A 19,602-nucleotide genomic window follows, 5' to 3' on the forward strand; every position below is an offset into this window, starting at 1 on the left:
GCGTCCAGTCTCGACGTCGTTAAGGGGCCTTGCGTTAACCTGGGGGTCATGAGCGAGAAGACATATGCCGATGAAGTCATCGTCCGCTGCTCCGGCGGCGGGTACTACCGCACTCGCTGGATTCCGCTGATGTCATTCAAATCCATCCGCTTCGGCGCGTATCGCTTTCAGCGTTGCCCGGTCCATGGCCGATGGGAGATGGCAGGCATCGTCGAGGACGACGAGCAGACTCCGGAGATCATCAGCGAAGCAGACAAGTATCCGGCATCCCGCGTCCCCTGAACGACGCCGACGCCGCGGAAGCCGGAATCGCGCAAGACACCCCCGACCTCAGCCTCAGTCGGCAGACCCCGCTGCCGCTTTGGCTGCCTGGGCGGCTTCGACGGCATCGGCGCGGATGGTCCGCCGCAGGATCTTGCCCGAACTCGTCTTCGGCAGCTGATCGATGAACGTCACCTGGTGCGGAGCCTTATAGGAAGCGAGCTTCTGCCGGCAGAATGACATGATCTCGTCAGCGGTCGCCTCGGCGCCGGGCTGCAGGGTGACGAAGGCCGACACATCCTCGCCGCGGTAGTCATCGGGGATGCCCACGACAGCTGCCTCCTGGATGGCCGGGTGCATGTAGAGCACATCCTCGACTTCCCGCGGCCAGACCTTGAAGCCGGAGGCATTGATCATGTCCTTCTTCCGGTCGACGATGAACAGCCACCCGTCTTCATTCATGAACCCGACATCGCCGGTGTGCAGCTCGCCGTTGGGGATCTGCTCCGCGGTGGCCTGCGGGTTGTTGAGGTAACTGGAGACCACCTGCGGTCCGGAGATCGCAACCTCTCCGACCTCCCCGGGGCCCACGGGCTGACCGTCGTCATCGAGGATGCGGATCATCACATCCGGCTGCGGCAGACCGCAGGCGAGGTTCCCGCTGTCCGGGTCGACCGGGGCTTGGAATCCATGCGGCACGGTGGCGACCTGGGCGCAGGTCTCCGACAGGCCGTAGCCCTGACCGACATAGATCTCGGCACGCTCTTCGAACTTGTTGACCAGTCCTTCGGGCAGCGGTGCACCGCCGGACATGAGGGATTTGAAGGATGCGAACTTCTCGGCGCTGAAGTCGGGGTGCGCCATCATCGCCGTATATATCGTGGCCGGGCCGGCCATGTACGCAGGCCTCTGCCGATCACATAGAGCGATGAGCGAACCGGGTTCGAAACGATAGTTCAGGATGAGCCGGGCACCGCCGGCCACGGCCGCAAGGAACTGGCAGATGAATCCGGTGATGTGGAACAAGGGAGCCAGTGAGACGTAGCCGTCGCCGGGACCCAGGATCGGGTTGCGCAGGCAGTAGCGCGAGTTGCTCGAGATATTCGCATGAGTCGCTGCCGCTCCCTTCGACCGTCCCGAGGTGCCGGACGTGTAGGCGATGAGACCGAGGTCCGACGGAGCAGGGGCGTACGGGGTGAAGTCGGTATCGAGGTTGTCCTCCACCGCCTCTGCGAACGCAAAACGTCCTTCGGCCGGCGGCAGGTCCTCGAAGCGCGGCAGCTTGTCGAACATCGCATAGATCGCATCAGGGCCATCCGTCTGGAAGCTCCGGTCATCACTGAGCACAACCAGCGGCAGGTCCGAGGTATAGTCCTTGACGCGGTCGAGATAGGCAGCCTGAGAGACGATGAGTCCCTTGACCTCGGAGTCGGCGAAGATGTGCTCGAGCTCGCCGCGGTACATGGGGTTGAGGGGGACGACGGTGCCTCCGGCTTTCCAGACCCCATAGGTGGAGATTACGAACGCGGGGGTGTTCTGATCATAGATGCCGACACGGTCGCCGGGCTTGATCCCGTGGGCCGAGAGGAAGGCAGCGAAAGCTGTCGACCACCGGTCGAACTCCGCCCAGGTCAGGGTGAATCCGTAGTAGTTGATGCCTTCCTCGTCGCCACGGGCGTCGACTGTTGCAGCCAGGTCGGCCAAGGGCGTGGAATCCGGCAGCACATAGGGCTCCTGAGCGAGATCGCCCAAAGTGGTGATCCATGGGCGATCCTCAAACCAATTGTTCGTCATTGAACATCCTTTCGCAGGCGGTGCCGGGCCCGTGCACAATGCTGCGGGCCCGGTGGGGTCTCACTGTATCGCGGAAGAGCCGACCTCAGCCGCGGTATTTCCTGATCTCATTGCGGGCGATGGAGCGCTTGTGCACTTCATCCGGTCCATCGGCCAGACGCAGGGTGCGCATATGCGCCCACATCCGGGCCAGTGGGAAGTCCTCGGTGACTCCGCCGCCGCCGTGGACCTGAACCGCCCGATCGATGACCTTCAGCGCCATCGTCGGTGCGACGACCTTGATCTCAGCGATCTCGTTCTTCGCCACCTTGTTGCCGTACTTGTCCATCATGTCCGCGGCGTGCAGGGTCAGCAACCGAGCCTGATCGATCTCGATCCGGGACTCGGCGATCCAGTCTTGGATGTTCGCCCGGTTCGACAGCTTCTCACCGAAAGTCACGCGAGATTCTGCGCGCTTGACCATGAGTTCGAGCGCCCGCTCGGCGGCCCCGATGGCACGCATGCAGTGGTGGATCCGGCCCGGACCCAGGCGCGCCTGACTGATGGCGAAGCCTTCGCCCTCACCCTTGAGAATGTCCTTGAACGGCACGAGCACGTTCTCGAAGATGATCTCGGCATGGCCCTCCCGGTCGGCGTAGCCGTATACGGGCAGGTTGCGCACCACGGTGACTCCGGCGGCATCGATCGGCACGACGAGCATCGACTGCTGACGGTGCACCTCGGCGGTGGGATCGGTCTTGCCCATGACGATGAGCACCCGGCAGTTCGGGTGCATCGCGTTCGACGCAAACCACTTGCGGCCGTTGAGCACGAATCCGTCGTCGGTGCGCTCCATGCTCATCTCGACGTTCGTCGCATCGGAGCTGGCCACGGCCGGCTCGGTCATGGCGAAGGCCGAAGCGATCTCACCCTCGAGCAGGGGCCCCAGGTACTTCTCCTTGTGCTCATCCGTGCCGAAGACCGTGAAGACCTCCATATTGCCGGTGTCCGGTGCATTGCAGTTGATCGCTTCGGGGGCGATCTCCAGGCTGCGCCCGGTGATCTCGGCCAATGGAGCGTATTCGAGGTTCGTCAGCCCGGGTCCCCATTCCGGGTGCGGGTGGAAGAGGTTCCACAGGCCCTGCTTCTTCGCTTCGGCTTTGAGGTCTTCGAGGATCTGCGGCTGTGTGTGGGGGCTGGCCGCCGCGGCCATCTGCTCGGCGTAGACCGGCTCGGCCGGGTAGACGAATTCGTCCATGAAGGCGTTCAGACGCTCCTGATACTCGCGTCCGCGTTCGCTGATTTCCAACACGTGGGCTCCTTGCTTCTCGGTGGGTCTCACACTGCTGTGAGGTCTGGTCTCGGGTGAGTCTCACTCGGTGGTGGGCTCGGTGTCACTGTTCGCTGAGTCGGGCTTGGTATCGGGACATTCCGCGCAGCCAGCGGTCGTAGTCGCTGCCTTTCATCCGGTACATCTCGAGGACTTCGGGGTGCGGCAGGATGAGGAACTGCTCGTTCTCGACGGCGTCGAGGACGATGGCGGCCACCTCGGCGGGTTCCAGGACGGTTCCGGCTGAAGTCACGGCCTTCTGGGCGGCGCCGCCGGCGGATCCGGCGTCGTCGAGCAGATTCGTGTTCACTCCCATCGGGCAGACCACCGAGGCGCGGATTCCGTCGTCGCGATAGGTCATGGCCAACCATTCCGCGAATCCGACTGACGCATGCTTGGTCACCGAATACGCGGCCGAGCCGATCTGCGTGAGCAGTCCTGCCGCCGAGGCGGTGGCGACGAAATACCCGGAACCGGCCTCCTGCCAGCGGGGGACGAGTGCCTGCGCGGCGCGGACATGGGCGCGCATGTTGACGTCGATGATCGCGTCCCAGTCGGCGTCGGAGTCTCCGAGCATCGCCGGACCGATGATTCCGGCATTGGCGAAGTACAGATCGATCCCGCCGATGCGGTCGTCGGCAGAATCGATGAGCGCACCGATTCCTTCGACCGATGACACGTCCCCCGTCCACGCGAATGCCGAGGTGCCGAGTTCGGCGGCGGTGTCGACGACCGTGGGGGAGAGGTCCGCGAGAACGACTGACGCACCGCGTTCGATGAGCTCGGTGGCCAAGGCGGCGCCGATTCCACCGGCGGCCCCGGTGACCACTGCACGTTTGCCAGCCAGGGATGAGGTCATGATCTCTCCAACAGGTCGAGGGCTTGGCGAGCGAGGTCTTCGACCCCGGCTCCGGCCTCTTCCGGGTCGAGATCGAGGTCGCCCATCTTGCCAGTCGCCAGTCGTGCGTAGACGCCTTCACGGATACAGGCCAGTTTCCACATCGCGAACGCCGAGTAGTAGCTGACATCGTGGACTTCGTGCCCGCTGACTTCCTGATAGCGGTCGATGAGTTCGTCTGTGGTGGGGAAACCGTCGTCGGCTCGGGGCACCCAGATGCTGGTGTACTGTTCGGGCACCGTGAGCATGGCGACGAAATAGCCGAGGTCGGTGAGCACCTCGCCGATGGCTGTCAGCTCCCAGTCGACGACGGCGTTGACCGACCCCGAAGGGGCGAAGATCATATTGTTCGGTTTGAAGTCCCCGTGTGCGATTCCCACGGGCGAGCCCGCAGGGTCGGGCATGGCCCCGCGGAGGACATCGTGGACCTCGTGGATTGTCGGAGTCTCGCGCATCGCGATCTTCTCGACCTGCCCGATCCAACGACGCAGCTGCCGGTCGATGAGTCCGCCGGGTCTACGCAGATCGGACAATCCGACAGCATCGACGTCGACGGAATGGATCGCCGCCAGCGCGTCGACCATGCCGAATGCACAGTCGCGGCGGTTCTCAGGTGGGATGGACTCCCACTCGGTGGGAGTGTTGATCGGGAATCCCGGGCAGTGGTCCATGAACACGAAGGGCACGTCGAGGACCTCGGGGTCGTCGACGATGTCGAGGACGGTCGGCACCGGAACGTCACTGTCATTGAGCGCTGCCATGATCCGGCCCTCGCGGGCGACATTGTGAGCGCTGCCGCCCTCGTGGCCCAGGGGAGGGCGGCGCAGGACCCAGCGTGGGTTGCCGTCGACGAGGATGGTGAACGTCAGATTCGACCGACCGACTGACATCACTTCGACGTCGAAATCGCTGATCCCGAATCTCCGCTCGATCCATCTGCCGATGCTGTCCGCATCGAACCCTGCCGGTGATTGTGTCATCCTTGACCTTCCCGAGTGAACAGTCGTTCAGTAGAGTTCACAGTATTCATCCCGAGCGGGGGAGTCAAGCCGTGAAAGTGATCACGGTCATAGCCGCTCGGTGTGATAGAGGTGAGAAGACCGCCGACACCGGAGCTCGAGTGTTCCGTGTGCGTCACAACGATAGCGAGGAAACAATGAAAGCCATTCGCGTCACCGCTCTGACCGGCCCCGATGATGTGGAGCATCTCGATGTGGAGCGCCCGTCGCCGGGGCCGGGCCAGGTGCTCATCAAGGTCGCATATGCCGGCGTGACGTTCCCCGAAGTCCTGCAGACTCGCGGAATGTACCAGGTCAAGCACGACCTGCCCTTCACTCTGGGTTCCGAGGCCTCCGGCGTCGTCGCCGAGGTGGGTCCGGACTCCCGCTACTCCGTCGGGGACCGCGTTGCTGCGATCACCGGAAAGGGTACCTTCGCCGAATACCTCGTCGCCGGTGACGAGGCCACCGTGAAGGTTCCGGATTCGGTTTCCTTGGCCGATGCCGCAGGCATGCCGATGAACGTGCTCACCGCTGACTTCGCACTGCGGGTGCGCGCGAATGCCCAGCCTGGCCAGAGCCTCCTCGTCCACGGAGCCGCAGGCGGTCTCGGTTCGGCCGCAGTGCAGCTGGGTCTGGCGATGGGCCTCGAAGTCATCGCCGTCGTCTCGACCCAGGCGAAGGCTGAAGCGGTTCGCGAGATCGGCGCCACGCATGTCGTCCTCGCCGACGGCTTCAAGGACGCGGCGAAGGAGATCTGTCCGGGCGGCGTCGATTTCGTCTTCGACCCCGTCGGCGGCGACCGATTCACCGATTCGACACGAGTGCTCGCTCCGTTCGGTCGGCTTCTCGTTCTCGGCTTCACTGCCGGTGAAATCCCCTCGATCAAGGTCAATCGCCTGTTGCTGAAGAACATCTCTGTCGACGGCGTCGCTTGGGGCGCGGCGGCCTGGGGTCACCCGAACTTCATCCACGAGCAGTGGGACGTCGTCCTCGGGCACGTTGCCGCAGGTGACCTCAACCCGCGCATCCACGCGAACTACCCGCTGACCGAGGCTGCCTCGGCGATCAAGGAGCTCGACGGCCGTTCCGTGATGGGAAAGGTCGTTCTCGAAGTCGCGGGAGAGTAGCCGCGGGCGTTATCACCTCTTGCGGTTGCGCTTGGCGATATCGCGTCCGATGAGTTCCTTCATCACCTCGTTCGCTCCGCCGAAGATTGCCTGGATGCGGTTGTCCTTGTAGGCGCGAGCGATGGGGAACTCGAGCATATAGCCGTAGCCGCCGAAGAGCTGCAGGCAGCGATTGACGACCTCGATCTCGAGGTCCGAGCCCAAGTACTTCGCCTTGGCGGCGTCGACCGCGGTGAGTTCGCCTTCGTTGAGAGCCAGGGCACAGCGGTCGACGAACGCCTCCAGGGCGTCTACGCGGGTTTCGAGCTCGGCGAGTTCGAAACGAGTGTTCTGGAAGTCGCCGATGGTCTGACCGAAAGCGGGGCGGTCGAAGACGTATTCGGCCGTCCATGCCAGCGCTGCCCGCGCCGATGCCAGGGTTCCCGATCCGATGAGGAGGCGTTCGGTGGGGAGGTTGACCATGAGGTGGATGAACCCCTGATCGAGTTCGCCGAGGAGGGCATCGGCCGGCACCCGGACATCGGTGAACGAGAGTTCGGCGGTGTCCTGGGCGTCCAGGCCGAGCTTTTTCAGTTTGCGGCCCTTGTCGAACCCAGGTGTGCCTGCCTCGACGATGAACAGCGAAGTGCCTTGAGACGCCTTCGCCTCCGGGTTCGTGCGGGCGACGACGATGACGAAATCACAGTGGATGCCGTTGGTGATGAAGGTCTTGGCACCGTTGATGATCCAATCGTCGCCGTCGCGTACAGCCTTCGTGGTGATGCCCTGCAGATCCGAACCGGCATCCGGTTCGGTCATGGCGATCGCCCCGATCATCGCGCCCGAGGTCAGTCCAGTCAGATACTTCTGTTTCTGCGCCCGAGTGCCCAACTCCATGAGATAGCCGGGGACGATTCCGTCTGAGACGCCCCAGCCGCTCGTGGCCGCACCGACGCCACGGCGGGCGATCTCTTCGGCTCGCACCATCTCGAACCGGAAGTCGGAGACGCCGCCACCGCCGAACTCCTCGGGGATGGCCAGGCCGATGATGCCCGACTGCGCTGCCTTGCGCCACATCTCCCGATCGACGAGGTGGTTCTCCTCCCAATCCTCGAAGTGGGGGACGACTTCGCGGTCGAGGAACGCAGCGACCGATCCTCGGAATGCCTCGTGATCCTCGTTGTACAGATTCCTCTTCATCGATTGCGTCCTCTTCTCAAGCAGTGGTTGTCGCTGGGCGGGCAGACAGGCCGGTCTTCGGGCCGAGGCGATGATGTGTGCCCGGTCACTGAGCGTGCGTTCAGTCTGGCATCCGCCTGAAAAACAGTCAATACAGACTGGATCTGTGAGATAGTCGGAAGCAGCCCGTTTCGACCGCAGTTCTGCGGTGTCGAACAGCTCCAGAACGGAACACGGCAGAAGGGGATGCGATGGATGCCGGCAACCAGGCCGAACGCACTGCGCGCTCACGCGACCTCATCCTCGATGCCACGATCGAATGCCTGCTGCGCGAAGGATATGCGGCGACGACGACGGTGAGAGTCCAATCGATCGCGGGGGTGACTAGGGGGCGTCTGCTCCACCACTTTCCCTCAAAGCAGGATCTGCTCACGGCCGCAGTCAGCCGCCTCGGCGAACAGAGACTCAGCCGACGGCTGGAGGACCAGGACGACGAATTCGGTCGGATACTGGAAACGGAACGACCCGACGCCGCCGACGCCGAGGCCAGAAGCGATTGGGCGATTCGGACCCTGTGGACGGGGCTGATGCACGGCAGCTTCTTCTCTGCCCTCGAACTGTGGACGGCTTCGCGCACCGACGACGAACTGGCCGGGAACGTCCGTGAGCACGAGAGGATCGTCCTCGACCGCGTCAGGGACAATGCCCGCGAGCTCTTCGGACCGGCGGTCACGCGGAACCCGGAGTTCGATGAGGTCTTCACGATGATCTTCGCGAGCATGCGCGGAATGGCCGTGACCTACATGTTTTCCCGACGTGACCCGCATCGGGAGCCGATGCTCACCACCTGGCAGCGGACCGCGCGAACCCTGCTCTTGGGTGCGGCGCCGGACTGACATCGCAGACCCACCGACGAAACCCGGTGAGAACCTGAGCGATCAGTTCCCGTAGATCTCGTCGAAGATGGTCAGGTCACCGACGACGATGAGCTTCGTCGTCGCTCTCGACATACCGACGTAGAGCATGTCGATGGCTCGCTGGGGGTCTCTGAACCCGTTGAGGCAGAGCACCACGGCGGGCCTTTCGAGTCCTTTGAAACCGAGCACATGCCCGTAGAAGACGTCCTCTTCAGCGAAGAACTGATCCCAGTAGGCTGCGATCCCTTCGCTCTCCACGATGTTCTTCTGCTCCGGATGCCTGGATCCGGTGGTCAGCAGCGCGACCTGGCCGGCGTTCCACCCGGCATCCATGAGTGCTTCGACCTGCCCATCCGCTTCGGCTACGGCATCCTCGAGGCCGACGTCGATCCACTCGATTTCGTCGCCGGGTCCGTTGCGTGCGATCGGCGGTTCCAACGCGAGGTCGGCGATTCCGGCGACGATCTGGGATGAGTTGCGCAGATTCTCGTCGAGCTGGATGGGGTTCATCGTGATCGGTGATGCGCCGTGACGGTCGAAGATCCGTTGGCGCTCATCGGTGAAGACGTAGAGGGTGTCGGCAAGCTGATTGCGCAGGCAGGATTGGACGGCTTCCCACCACAGCAGGCTGAAGTCCTGGCCTTCGTCGATGACGATGGCGTCGAAGAGGCTCTTGCGCGGACGCTCGTCGGCGAGTTCCTTGAGCATCGTGGGCAGTCGCTGTTCCCAGTACTCCGAGTCGTCGTCGCTGCCGGTGGGCGCACCCCAGCTGATGGGCAGGTCGTGGAAGAGCCCAACGAACGCGGGCCGGTCGACTTCGGGCCATTGTGCGGTGAAGAGCTGGAGGAAGCGGCCGAGCCCGCGGGAATAGCACATGAGGGCGACCTTCTTCCCCTCCTGCGTCAACGCTCTGGCCTTGAGCAGGGCCAGATAGGTCTTGCCCGATCCTGCACCGCCGCTGATCTCGGCACGATTCTGGTGGCGGAGGATGCGGATGAGCTTCGCCTGCTCACGGCTGAGGGCATCGGCTCGGTCAGAGATTTCGGAGGCTCTGAGCTTGAGATTCTCCACCGCCTGGTTTGTCCTGCGGAGGTTCTTCAGCACGAACTCGTGGCCGGCCGTGAGGTCGTGGCGTTCGGGGTCGAAGTCGAAGCGCAGCTGAGTGGCGATCTTCGATGCCAGGGAACCGATCTCGGTGCCGTCGACGAGCTGACGCCTCGGCGCGTCCGGCTGGTCCCAGTCGCTCGGCAGTTCCGTGTAGGGGAGGACCGCAAGGTGGCTGATCGGTCCGGGGAGGCGGGAGAGCCGCGGGCGCAGATAGTCCACGAGGGTGTGCTTGGCGATCATCGCCTGCTCGAGGGGAGAGGTGGGCAGTCGGTTTCGCTTTCCCTGGGCGCCGGAGGTGAACCAAGCGCCGTCGACGACGTCGACGCGTCCGCCTTTGACCTCGACGACGGCGATGCCGGCGCCCGGCCACAGGATGAGGAAATCGATCTCGACATCCTTGTCATCGCCGGTCAGTCGTTGACCATGGATGATAGCCGCTGCATCGGGCAGCTGCCGGCACAGAGCATTCCACACGAGCTCCTCGGCCGTGGACCCATTGAAATCTGGCTGTTCGGGAATCAACGTGACCATGATCCGAGACTAACCCAGACTCGGTCGCAGAAGACCGGCGACACTGCAACGGAAGTTCCGTTGCGGTGCCGCCGGTCTGCTCCGTCGGAGGTGACGCGTCACTCAGCCCCGGTCACGAGAGGCCGGGACGATCATTTCGCGTCGTTGACGAGCTCCGATTCGTCGAGGATGACGTCCGCGCCGGTCTCAGGGAGGCCGCAGCCGCGCAACGAGGCACCGTTCGTCTCCTTCATGAAGATCGTGGCAATCAGACCGATCGCGCATGCAGCCATGACGAGGTAGGCGGGAATGATGGTGTTTCCCGTTGCGCCGATGAGTCCATCGCTGATCGAGGGCGCGGTGCCGCCGAACAGTGCGGTGGAGACGTTGTAGGCGATCGCGAAGCCTGCGAAGCGCACAGGTCCGGGGAACATCGCTGGGAAGGTCGCCGAGATGGTCGAGATCTGCGGGATGTAGAGGACACCGAGGACGGCCAGTCCGATGAGTGCCCACACGAAGCCGTTGGCCATGAGCATGAACATCGGAATCGCCGCGACGAAGAGTCCGATGAGAGAGAAGTACCAGACCGGCTTGCGCCCGACCTTGTCCGAAAGCATTCCTCCGAACGGGATGAGGATCATCATGAACGCCTGCGCAAGGAACATCACGGTCAGCGAGGCGTTCGCGCTCATGCCGACGGGATCCTGCAGGTACGTGGGCATGTAGGACAGCAGCGTGTAATTGACCACGTTGACCGCGACGACCATGCCACCGAGGACGAGCAGCTGCTTCTTGTAATTCGCGAACAGGGTCGCGAAGACTTCCTTGACCGTCTTGTCGTTGTCGCCACTATCAAGTTCCTCATAGACGGGCGACTCGTCGAGCTGCGAGCGCAGGTACAGGCCGACGACGCCTAGAACACCGGCGAAGACGAACGGAATCCGCCATGCCCAGTCCGTCATCGTCTGTTCGCCGAGTCCGAGCTGCAGAAGGAGGACGAACAGCGAACCGGCCGCCATTCCGGCCAGAGTGCCGAATTCGAGGAAGCTGCCGAAGAATCCGCGCCGGTTGTCCGGGGCGTATTCGGCCATGAAAGTGGCGGCACCACCATACTCACCGCCTGAGGAGAAGCCCTGGATGACGCGGAGCAGAACGAGGATGATGGGTGCGGCGACGCCGATCGTGGCGTAGGACGGCAGCAGCGCGATGCAGAAGGTGGAACCGGCCATGAGCAGAATCGTCAGCGCCAGTACGCGTTTGCGGCCGAGGCGATCACCCATCGGGCCCCAGATGATTCCGCCGAGAGGGCGGAAGATGAAGGACACGGCGAATGTCAGCAGCGCCATCAGCTGAGCATGCTCGCCGGGGAAGAAGTGCTGAGCGAGATAGGTGACTGAGACGGCGTAAAGACCGTAGTCGAACCACTCCGTCGCATTGCCCAGGGCGGAGGCGGCGACGGCCTTGCGGACCGTCTTGAGATCGGGTTCGGGCGGGGAAGCAGGTGATGCGGATCCTGAGGTATCGGGGATGCTCATGAATTCCTCCAGTCATTCGGATCACAGTCGAAGTGATCCTTCTTTCGAACCGAAGCCACGTTACGAGCCTGTGCTCAGCTTCTCAATCGAAGAATCCTGTCAAATCATCGGCGTGTCATTAGGAGAATATTCGGTTTTGGTGCACCTGACCTGGAGGAACGTTCTGCGTCGCCAATATCGGCGCGGCAAGTCGTCTTCACAGGGAACAGTGAAGTTATCGTTATGGCAATCGGGTTGACAGAAAACTCAATCAATGACCGAATTTGTCTGTGCAAGCGAAAAGAGTAGTCTTCTCTTTCGAGCTATCCGAACCATTTCTTCTCGGCCCCGGCATAGGTGCCGTCGTGCTGGGTGATGCGCAGCCAAGTGTTGAGGTATTCAAGCATCTGGTCGTCGCCTGAACGTATTGCATAGCCCTGTTCGCTGAAGTTCAAGGGTTTGTCCGGGTTGACGGCGCAGAGTTCCGGTTCTTCATGGGCTACCCACTTGGTCTCTGGTGCGTCGGTCACCATGACATCGGCCTTGCCTTTGATGATCTGGTCGAAGATCGTATTGTTGTCGTCCCATTTGATGACCTTGGCCTCGGGAAAGTGCTCCGCGGCGAACTCTTCGTTGGTGCCACCTTTTGGCGTGATGACTTCAACATCGTCATCGTTGATCTTGTCAATCGAGTCGTACTTGTCCACCTTCCCACACTGGGTGATGGGAGTCTTACCGTCCTGCGTGGTCGGATCCGACATATACAGTTGTGCGGCCCGCTCTGTGGTGATAGAGAGCCCTCCCATGCCTATGTCGCACGCGCCTTTTCGAATCTTAGATGGGAATTCGTCCCAGTCGATTCTGACGAATTCTGGTTTCGCGTCGAGGTCGTCGGCGAAAGTGCGACCCATGTCGACGTCAATGCCCGACCATTCCTTTGCCTTCGGGTCGAAATAGGTGAAAGGACGGTAGTCCCCGGTAGTACAGATCTTCACGACTCCCGACGATTCGATTCGGCTCAATGTCGGGGAAGATCCGTGCGACTCTGTCGGCTTCGGACCTTCGGCAGCATTCTGATCGGAATCGCCGGTTGACGTACACCCGGCAAGTGCAAGAGAGATCGCACAGACTCCAGCGATGGTGGGAGCGAATTTGCTTGTGAACTGCATGACTTCGATGTCCTAGGTGAGGCGGGCGCGTCGGTTCGCAGGATCGTGCGTGATTAGAGTCTAGCTCGATGCATCGGGGAGACGGGTTAGTCTATCTGCGGTCAGGAAGGCGACCGATCTCATCCGCATGGCAGTTCCCACCTCCGCCGATGCCGGTGCCCATAGCCGACGGCCGACGGCACCTGCACCGGCTCATCCGGTGGACGATACCCTCGTTCTTGCGCCGAGCGCCGTAGATCGGATCGAAAACGTCGAGATCAGATGAATGAGTGGAGGGACCGCGCATATGCACGGTCCCTCCGCTCAATCGGCTCTGGCCGAGCGACTCAGATGTCCGAGCCGGGGTGCTGGATCAGGACGCCGCAGATTCCTTCGCCGCGGCTGCTGCACGCTGATCCATCGCCGGAGACGTATCGATCCCGCGAGCGTTGAGACGCCGCTTGACCAACGGCCACACGGCGAAGAGCACCGCAGTGGCGACGAGACTCGTCCACACCTGCGCGCGGCCGTCTTCGCTGAGGAGCATGATGACGACGACGCCGATGACGACGATGATGAGGAAGATGTTGAGGATCGGCGTCAGCCACGACTTCAAGGTCAGAGCTTCTCGCTCGGCTGGGCTGAGTTTGAGACGCATGCGCCACTGGGCGAGGGCGATGAAGACATAGACGAAGAGGGCTACGAGACCGCCGGAGTTCATGATGAAGTCGAAGATCCCTGATGCCGGGACGGTGAAGTTGGCGACAACTGCCGCCAGTGCACCGAGGCTCGAAGCGATGAGAGCGGCCACTGGGACGTTCGTCTTCGAGCGCTTGCGGATGAGCGCGGGCGCATACCCTTTGTCGGCCAGGGAAGCGAACATGCGGGAGGCCGAATAGAGGCCGGAGTTGAGCACCGAGATGACGGCGGTGAAGAGGACGATCGTCATGATCGCCGAGGCGCCCGGCAGACCGAAGAGACCGTAGACATGAGCGAACGGAGCGATCGTATCGGGATCGGGCAGCTCATCCCAGGGAACCGCGGTGACGATGATGAGCACGCCGCCGACGAAGAACAACATGATCCGCCAGATGACGGTCCGAGTGGCCTGGTTGATGCCGCGAGCCGGATCGACCGACTCGGCCGATGCCATGACAGCGATCTCGGTGCCGAAGTAGCTGAAGATGACGGTGGCCACGCCGATCATCACGGCACTGAAGCCCATGGGCATGAAACCGCCGTGGTCCCACAGGTTGGATACGGAATTCGTCGCGTTGGGCCAGGCGCCGAACACGAAGAGTGCACCGACGATGAGGAAGACGACGATCGTGATGACCTTGATGCTCGCGAGCCAGAACTCGACCTCACCGAAGACGCGGACCGAGAGGACGTTCGTGCCGATGAAGACGATGACGAGGAGGAGGGACCAGAGCCAGGTGGGAATCGCGGGGAACCAGCCTGACATGATTCCGCCGCCGACGACCGCTTCATAGGCGATGACGCCGACCCAGAAGTACCAATACAGCCAGCCGACGAGGTAGGCGGCCCACCCGCCCAAGGACTCGTTCGCGTACTCCATAAAGGAGCCGACGGCAGGTCGTCGCGCCGACATCTCACCGAGCATCCGCATGGCGAGGAAGACGAGAAGTCCGCCGATGAGATAGGAGAGGATGGCAGCCGGTCCAGTCGAGCGGATGACGTTTCCGGATCCGACGAAGAGGCTTGCACCGATGATGCCGCCGAGCGTGATCATGGTGATGTGCCGGTTGCGCAGCTTGCCGCCCCCAGCGGCGTTGTCAGTGTCAGCACCCGAGTTGTGGGGTTCGCTCATAGAGCTTTCTCCTTGTGAGACCAGGGCTCGGATTTCGCACGAATGCCGAGCCTCCAGGCAGTCACTGTTGAAACTGCCTCCGGGATTCTACACAGAAGTCGCGAGAATCAGATGTCGTCGATCACACGGTGGTCGGCGAATGGAGTTGTCAGCGCAGTATTGTCAATCGTGCCGGTGGGACGCGTGCTCGTCGATCCACGTCCAGCCGGGCGGCATCGGTGCCCATGCGGCGACATCGCGGCCGGCTTTCGAGCTGTCGGCGAGGACGACGACTGCTCCGGCCCGCTCGGCGATGAGCTCTTTCGTGCGTGCTTCGTCGAGACTCGGTTCGCCGAGGCCCTGTGCCGGATCCACGGCATCGGCACCGAGGAATGCAATGTCGACATGGATGCGCGACAGCGCATGATCGGACAGCGCGCCGGTGGTGCCGTGCGACAGTGTCGAGACCTCGCCGCCGACCATGATCACTGTGGGGCCGGCGGGATGAGCCAAGGCCAGCGCGATCTCGAGACCGCGAGTGAACACGGTGAGCTCTTTGCGGTCCCTGATCCGCTCGGCCAAACGCACGGTCGTCGAACCCGCGTCGAGGAAGACGGTGCGCACTCGGGCGTCGTCGAGTCGTTCGAGCGCTCGTGCGGCGATCGTGTCCTTCGCCTCCGCCTGCTGCTCCATGCGCTCGCCCAAAGGCGGTTCGACATAGCCGGCGGCTGCGGCTCCGCCGATGGTGCGGATGATCTCGCCGTCTGCGGCCAACTCACGCAGGTCGCGGCGGATCGTCGATTCCGAGGTCTCGAGAGCCTCGGCCAGGCGAGGTATGCTCCACGAGCCGGTTTTGAGCAGGCCGAGAATGGCTTCGCGGCGGCGCTGAGTCCCTGAGCGGATCGCCATCTGTTCTCCCTCTCATTCGGCAGTGATCCGGCCGCAGCGACGCCGCGGCCGGAGATACGACTCAGCCTACTGCGGCAGGTACTCCGCGCGGATGCCGTCGACGAACGGAGCGTAGCCGATGGCCGCGCGGTAGGCCGAGCGCATGGTGCCCGCATCGGCGATTCCTTGACCGGCGATGTCGAAGGCGGTTCCGTGATCGACCGACGTGCGCAGGATCGGCAATCCGACGGTGACCGAGATGGTGCCGTCGAAGTCGAAGGTCTTCGATGCGATGTGCCCCTGATCGTGGTACTGAGAGAGGATTCCGTCATAGCGGCCGGTCAGCCCCTGGTGGAAGACAGAATCGGCCGGGATCGGTCCGGCGACTTCGAAGGCGCCACCTGCGTTGACCTTCTCCACGGCCGGGCGGAGGATCTCGATCTCCTCGTCGCCGAAGGCGCCGTTCTCGCCACCGTGGGGGTTGAGAGCAGCGACGGCCAGTCTCGGCGAGGTGACGCCGTAGAGCTGGAGGGCACGATGGGCGCGTTCGATGGAGTCGACCTGAGTGTCCACGGTCAGAGCGTCGAGAGCCTTGCGCAGGGACATGTGGCGGGTGGCGAAGAAGATCTGGAGTTTGTGGTCGGGGACCTTCGTGTTCTCCACGACGAACATCGTGTCCTGCTTCGTCACTCCGGTCAGCTCACCGAGCATCTCGGTGTGCCCGAGGTGCTGCGAACCGGACTTCCATACGGCTTCCTTGTTGATGGGGCCGGTGACGATGCCGGCGATCTGCTGATCCATGGCCGCCTTGGTGGCGAGCTCGATCGCGGCCACCGAAGCCTTGCCGGCGCGGGCATCGACGATTCCCCAGTCGGGAAGGTCATCGCCGAGGACGCCGATATCGAAGACGTCGATGACGCCTTCACCGGCTGACGGGGTCGACCAGTCGGAGATGGAGCGCAGTTCGACGTCGAGTCCGAGGACGTCGACGGCACGTTTCATCACGGCCAGATCCGCCACAGCGATTCCATGCTGATCGTCTCTGCCGGCGAACTCCGCAAGCACCGTGGCGGTGATCTCCGGTCCGATTCCGACCGGGTCACCCACGGTCACGGCGAGTGCTGGTGCTGTCATTTCTGTCTCCTCAGGTGGTTCGGATGAATGTCGGTGGGTGGGGCGTTGGGGTCGTCGTGCACGATTCAGTCTCGCCTGACGCGGGCAGTCGTCGACAGGAATTCGAGGCAGTCGACGGCGGTGCCGGGGTCACCGATGAGCCCGCCCTTCGTGACGATCGGCAGTCCGTCGGCGCTTCCGCCGACGAGGCGACCGCCCACGGCCAGAGGCACGATCTCCTTGTCGATCTCCATCCCCATTGCACCGAGCTCGCGCATCACCGTGGCAGTGACGTCCCCGCCGGTGGTGTAGAGGCCGGAGACCGGGATGGCGGACATGACCGCCGAGGCGATCAGTGCCAGCCGCCGTGTCGTCTCTTCGGATTCAGCGTCGGTGAGTTCGCGCAGGTCGCTGGTCTCGAGGACGGTGGCGATGATGATCGCCCGCGCCGAGGCGGTCCGATCGATGAGGCCGAGTGCGGCCTCGACATCGGGCAGTCCCGCGTCGTCCAAAGGTGCACGCAGGACCGTGATCGTGGGGTCCTCGGCCACTGCTGCAAGCTGTGCACGGGTGACCTCAGTGGCCGATCCCGAAATGCCGAGCAGAATGCCGTCGGCGCGAGTCGGCAGCCGAGACTGAGCCAGGGCGAGGCTGCCGGGCCCGGGGTCGATGGTCACCCAGTCCAACCGCTCACCGTCGGCCAGACCTGCCCGGTCGCGGATGTCGGGGGAAGCCGCCTCGGCGAGCTCGTGGCTGATCTCAGCCATGACGGACCCGACGAGGTCGATGTGGTCGGTGGTCAGGGCATCGGCGATGAGCACGTCCGTTCCTTCGCCGATGGCGTCGAGTACGGCGGTGCGTACGGCATCCCGACCGGCCAGCACCGTGGCGATATCGATGAGGCGGCTGTTGAGATCCGTGCCGGCGGCAAGGATGTCCTCGATGACGGAGGTGCGCATGGGGGAGCGGACGTCATGGGCGAGCTCGGTGTGTTCGAGCAGTCGGCCGCCCAGCAGCTGTCGCCCCTGCACGGTGGTTCTGCCTGCGGCAGGGAACGCCGGCACGCACAGGCCCAGTACGCGGTGGCGTGGCCCGTGGGTCGCGGCGAGAGATCGTCTGCGGGCCGAGATGGCGGCGGCCGCGGCGGGTCCGACGTTGCCGCGCAGGGTGGTGTCGATTCGGCATGCTACGAGGTCGACAGCCCCGGCGGTTTCGATGAGCTCGGTGTAGAGCTCACTTGCCTGCCGTGCGGGCAGGTGCCGGGAGTCGGTGTTGACGACGACCGCGTCGAAGTCATCGAGCAGTCCGCTGATGTCGAGGTTGCCGGCCGGCCTGGTATCGGTGACGGTGATCGTCCGCAGCCCCGCCTCGGCGAACAGGGCTCCGCACGCATTTCCGCCGGTGAGGTCGTCGGCGACGATGAGGATGCGCGGACTCGCCTGGGCCGAGGCGGCTGCGGTCGTTTCGGAGTCGGACATTCGGGAGGCGCTCATACGACCAAGTCGAGCACGAACAGCAGCGGAAGGGAACAGATCCACACGGCGGTGGTGATTCCCGACCAGCCCTTGATGGCATTGATTCCGTCGAGGCCGGTGAACCGGGTGACGACCCAGAAGTAGGAGTCGTTGAAGTAGGAGAAGACCATCGAACCGGCGGTGCAGGCCATCACGGCCACCAGCGGGTCGAGTCCCAGCGGGGCGATGAGCGGAGCCGTCACCGAGGCGGCGGTGATCATCGCGACCGTGCCCGATCCCTGAGCCAGACGCACGAGCGAGGCGATGAGGAACGGGACGAGGAGGGCCGGCAGGCTGATCGAGGCGATCGCCTCGGCGAGGGCATCACCGACGCCCGACTCGCGCAGCACCAGTCCGAAGCTTCCCCCGGCGCCGGTGATGAGCAGGATGAGTCCGGCTGAGGCGGCGCCGTCGGCCAGCCAACTCTGCACCTGGTTGCGTGGGGTTACGCGGGGCAGCAACGTGTAGACGGCGAGGACGAGGCCGATGATCAGAGCGACGACGGGGTTACCGAGGAAGGCCAGAGGTGCGACCCAGGCGGAGGGCTCGTAGGCGTCTCCGGCAAGTTCGCCCTGAGCGTTCTTGTCGATCGCGGTGCTCACGGTGTTGGCGACGATGAGCAGGAGCGGGACGATGAGCGGAAGGAAACCGAGGAAGGCGCCCGGCTTCTTCGACGAATCGGGAGCGGAATCGGGTCCCGTCGCGTCTCCGCCTTCGGCGGTGAGGACGGTGCCTCCGGCGGAACCTGATGCGGTTTCGGCGACCGCCTCGGCGTAGACATCATGCTTGACCTGGGCGTTGAGGACGGGTTCGAGCTTCGGTCCGATCCAGCGAGCGTAGACGACGACTACGGGCAGAAGGACGACGGTGAACACGAGACCGGCGAGGATGACTGCACCGATATCGGCGCCGAGGATGCCGGTGGCTGCCAGCGGACCGGGCGTCGGCGGCACCATATGGTGGGTCAGCGTCATTCCGCAGCCGAGAGCCAGGGCGAGGGTGACATAGCCGCCCTTCTTCACGCGGGCGATCGAGCGGGCCAGCGGGTTCATGATGACGTATCCGGAGTCGCAGAAGACGGGGATGGAGACGAGGGAGCCGACGGTGCCCATTGCCCAGGGCTCACGGCCTTTGCCGAAGGCGCGCAGGAAGGCGCGGGCAAGGGAGTCGGCGGCACCGGAGACTTCGAGGATCTTGCCGATGCCGACACCGAGTCCGATGACGATGCCGATGCTGGCCAGGGTGTCGCCGAAGCCCGTGGTGATGGAGTCGACGATCGAGAGCAGGTCCTGGCCGGCGACGATGCCGGTGACGACCGCTGCCAGGAGCAGGGCGATGAAGGCGTCGAGCCGGGTCGCGAGCACGATGACGACGATCGTCGCGATTCCGGCGACCAGCGCCAGGATGAGTTGCAGGTCCATATGGTCCTCCGCAGTGAGGCCGGCTCAGGGAGCCAGGGCGTGTGGTTCTCATTGGCTTCGACCTGATGTGCGATGCCCGTTGGGCAGTCGACGATCAGCATCGAAGTTGAAC

General features: G+C 63.6%; 16 protein-coding genes. 3 read left to right on the top strand and 13 right to left on the bottom strand.

Annotation, left to right across the window (positions count from 1 at the left end):
- Nucleotides 1–48: 48 nt before the first annotated feature.
- A complete protein-coding gene (locus KTJ89_RS00445) occupies nt 49–282 on the top strand; it encodes a hypothetical protein (protein WP_139469622.1) in 234 nt (77 codons plus the stop codon).
- A gap of 54 nt (nt 283–336) precedes the next feature.
- Here KTJ89_RS00445 and KTJ89_RS00450 read toward each other — a convergent pair whose 3' ends face one another.
- The 4 genes from KTJ89_RS00450 to KTJ89_RS00465 all read right to left on the bottom strand — a co-directional run bounded on the left by KTJ89_RS00450 (nt 337) and on the right by KTJ89_RS00465 (nt 5,242).
- Nucleotides 337–2,055, bottom strand: a complete 1,719-nt coding sequence (locus KTJ89_RS00450) for a class I adenylate-forming enzyme family protein (protein ID WP_259356573.1) — start codon at nt 2,053–2,055, stop codon at nt 337–339.
- 85 nt (nt 2,056–2,140) lie between these two features.
- Nucleotides 2,141–3,346 (bottom strand): acyl-CoA dehydrogenase family protein, encoded by a 1,206-nt coding sequence (locus KTJ89_RS00455; protein ID WP_172168705.1) that lies wholly within the window; start codon nt 3,344–3,346, stop codon nt 2,141–2,143.
- Between the two features lie 82 nt (nt 3,347–3,428).
- Nucleotides 3,429–4,223 (bottom strand): SDR family oxidoreductase, encoded by a 795-nt coding sequence (locus KTJ89_RS00460; RefSeq protein WP_259356574.1) that lies wholly within the window; start codon nt 4,221–4,223, stop codon nt 3,429–3,431.
- Nucleotides 4,220–5,242: a phosphotransferase family protein gene (locus KTJ89_RS00465; RefSeq protein ID WP_259356575.1), complete on the bottom strand. Its 1,023-nt coding sequence runs from the start codon at nt 5,240–5,242 to the stop codon at nt 4,220–4,222. The genes KTJ89_RS00460 and KTJ89_RS00465 overlap by 4 nt, the downstream gene beginning before the upstream one ends.
- Before the next feature lie 176 nt (nt 5,243–5,418).
- Between KTJ89_RS00465 and KTJ89_RS00470 the strand changes: the two genes are divergently transcribed.
- Nucleotides 5,419–6,390 (top strand): NADPH:quinone oxidoreductase family protein, encoded by a 972-nt coding sequence (locus KTJ89_RS00470; protein WP_139469617.1) that lies wholly within the window; start codon nt 5,419–5,421, stop codon nt 6,388–6,390.
- Between the two features lie 12 nt (nt 6,391–6,402).
- On the opposite strand, the gene KTJ89_RS00475 is transcribed toward KTJ89_RS00470, so the two are convergent.
- Entirely contained in the window at nt 6,403–7,569 is a 1,167-nt protein-coding gene (locus KTJ89_RS00475; RefSeq protein WP_259356576.1) for an acyl-CoA dehydrogenase family protein, read from the bottom strand.
- Nucleotides 7,570–7,799: 230 nt separating this feature from the next.
- On the opposite strand from KTJ89_RS00475, the gene KTJ89_RS00480 reads away from it, so the two are divergent.
- A complete protein-coding gene (locus KTJ89_RS00480) occupies nt 7,800–8,444 on the top strand; it encodes a TetR/AcrR family transcriptional regulator (RefSeq protein WP_139469615.1) in 645 nt (214 codons plus the stop codon).
- Nucleotides 8,445–8,486: 42 nt separating this feature from the next.
- Here the strand turns inward: KTJ89_RS00480 and KTJ89_RS00485 are convergent, their stop codons facing one another.
- The 8 genes from KTJ89_RS00485 to KTJ89_RS00520 all read right to left on the bottom strand — a co-directional run bounded on the left by KTJ89_RS00485 (nt 8,487) and on the right by KTJ89_RS00520 (nt 19,490).
- Nucleotides 8,487–10,103, bottom strand: a complete 1,617-nt coding sequence (locus tag KTJ89_RS00485) for a nuclease-related domain-containing DEAD/DEAH box helicase (RefSeq protein ID WP_259356577.1) — start codon at nt 10,101–10,103, stop codon at nt 8,487–8,489.
- Between the two features lie 131 nt (nt 10,104–10,234).
- A complete protein-coding gene (locus KTJ89_RS00490; RefSeq protein WP_139469613.1) occupies nt 10,235–11,617 on the bottom strand; it encodes an MFS transporter in 1,383 nt (460 codons plus the stop codon).
- 302 nt (nt 11,618–11,919) lie between these two features.
- A complete protein-coding gene (locus KTJ89_RS00495; protein ID WP_139469612.1) occupies nt 11,920–12,765 on the bottom strand; it encodes a transporter substrate-binding domain-containing protein in 846 nt (281 codons plus the stop codon).
- Between the two features lie 352 nt (nt 12,766–13,117).
- Nucleotides 13,118–14,575 carry an amino acid permease gene (locus tag KTJ89_RS00500; protein WP_229663875.1) on the bottom strand — a complete coding sequence of 486 codons (1,458 nt, stop codon included), beginning with the start codon at nt 14,573–14,575 and terminating at the stop codon, nt 13,118–13,120.
- Between the two features lie 162 nt (nt 14,576–14,737).
- Nucleotides 14,738–15,463 carry a DeoR/GlpR family DNA-binding transcription regulator gene (locus KTJ89_RS00505; RefSeq protein ID WP_139469611.1) on the bottom strand — a complete coding sequence of 242 codons (726 nt, stop codon included), beginning with the start codon at nt 15,461–15,463 and terminating at the stop codon, nt 14,738–14,740.
- Between the two features lie 66 nt (nt 15,464–15,529).
- A complete protein-coding gene (gene pdxA, locus KTJ89_RS00510) occupies nt 15,530–16,576 on the bottom strand; it encodes a 4-hydroxythreonine-4-phosphate dehydrogenase PdxA (protein WP_259356578.1) in 1,047 nt (348 codons plus the stop codon).
- 65 nt (nt 16,577–16,641) lie between these two features.
- Nucleotides 16,642–18,048, bottom strand: a complete 1,407-nt coding sequence (locus KTJ89_RS00515; RefSeq protein ID WP_259356579.1) for a four-carbon acid sugar kinase family protein — start codon at nt 18,046–18,048, stop codon at nt 16,642–16,644.
- Entirely contained in the window at nt 18,045–19,490 is a 1,446-nt protein-coding gene (locus KTJ89_RS00520) for a GntP family permease (protein WP_172168718.1), read from the bottom strand. Before KTJ89_RS00520 ends, KTJ89_RS00515 begins: the two co-directional genes overlap by 4 nt.
- Nucleotides 19,491–19,602 lie beyond the last annotated feature (112 nt).

The sequence above is a fragment of the Brevibacterium sediminis genome, from assembly GCF_024895295.1.
Lineage (GTDB): Bacteria > Actinomycetota > Actinomycetes > Actinomycetales > Brevibacteriaceae > Brevibacterium > Brevibacterium sediminis.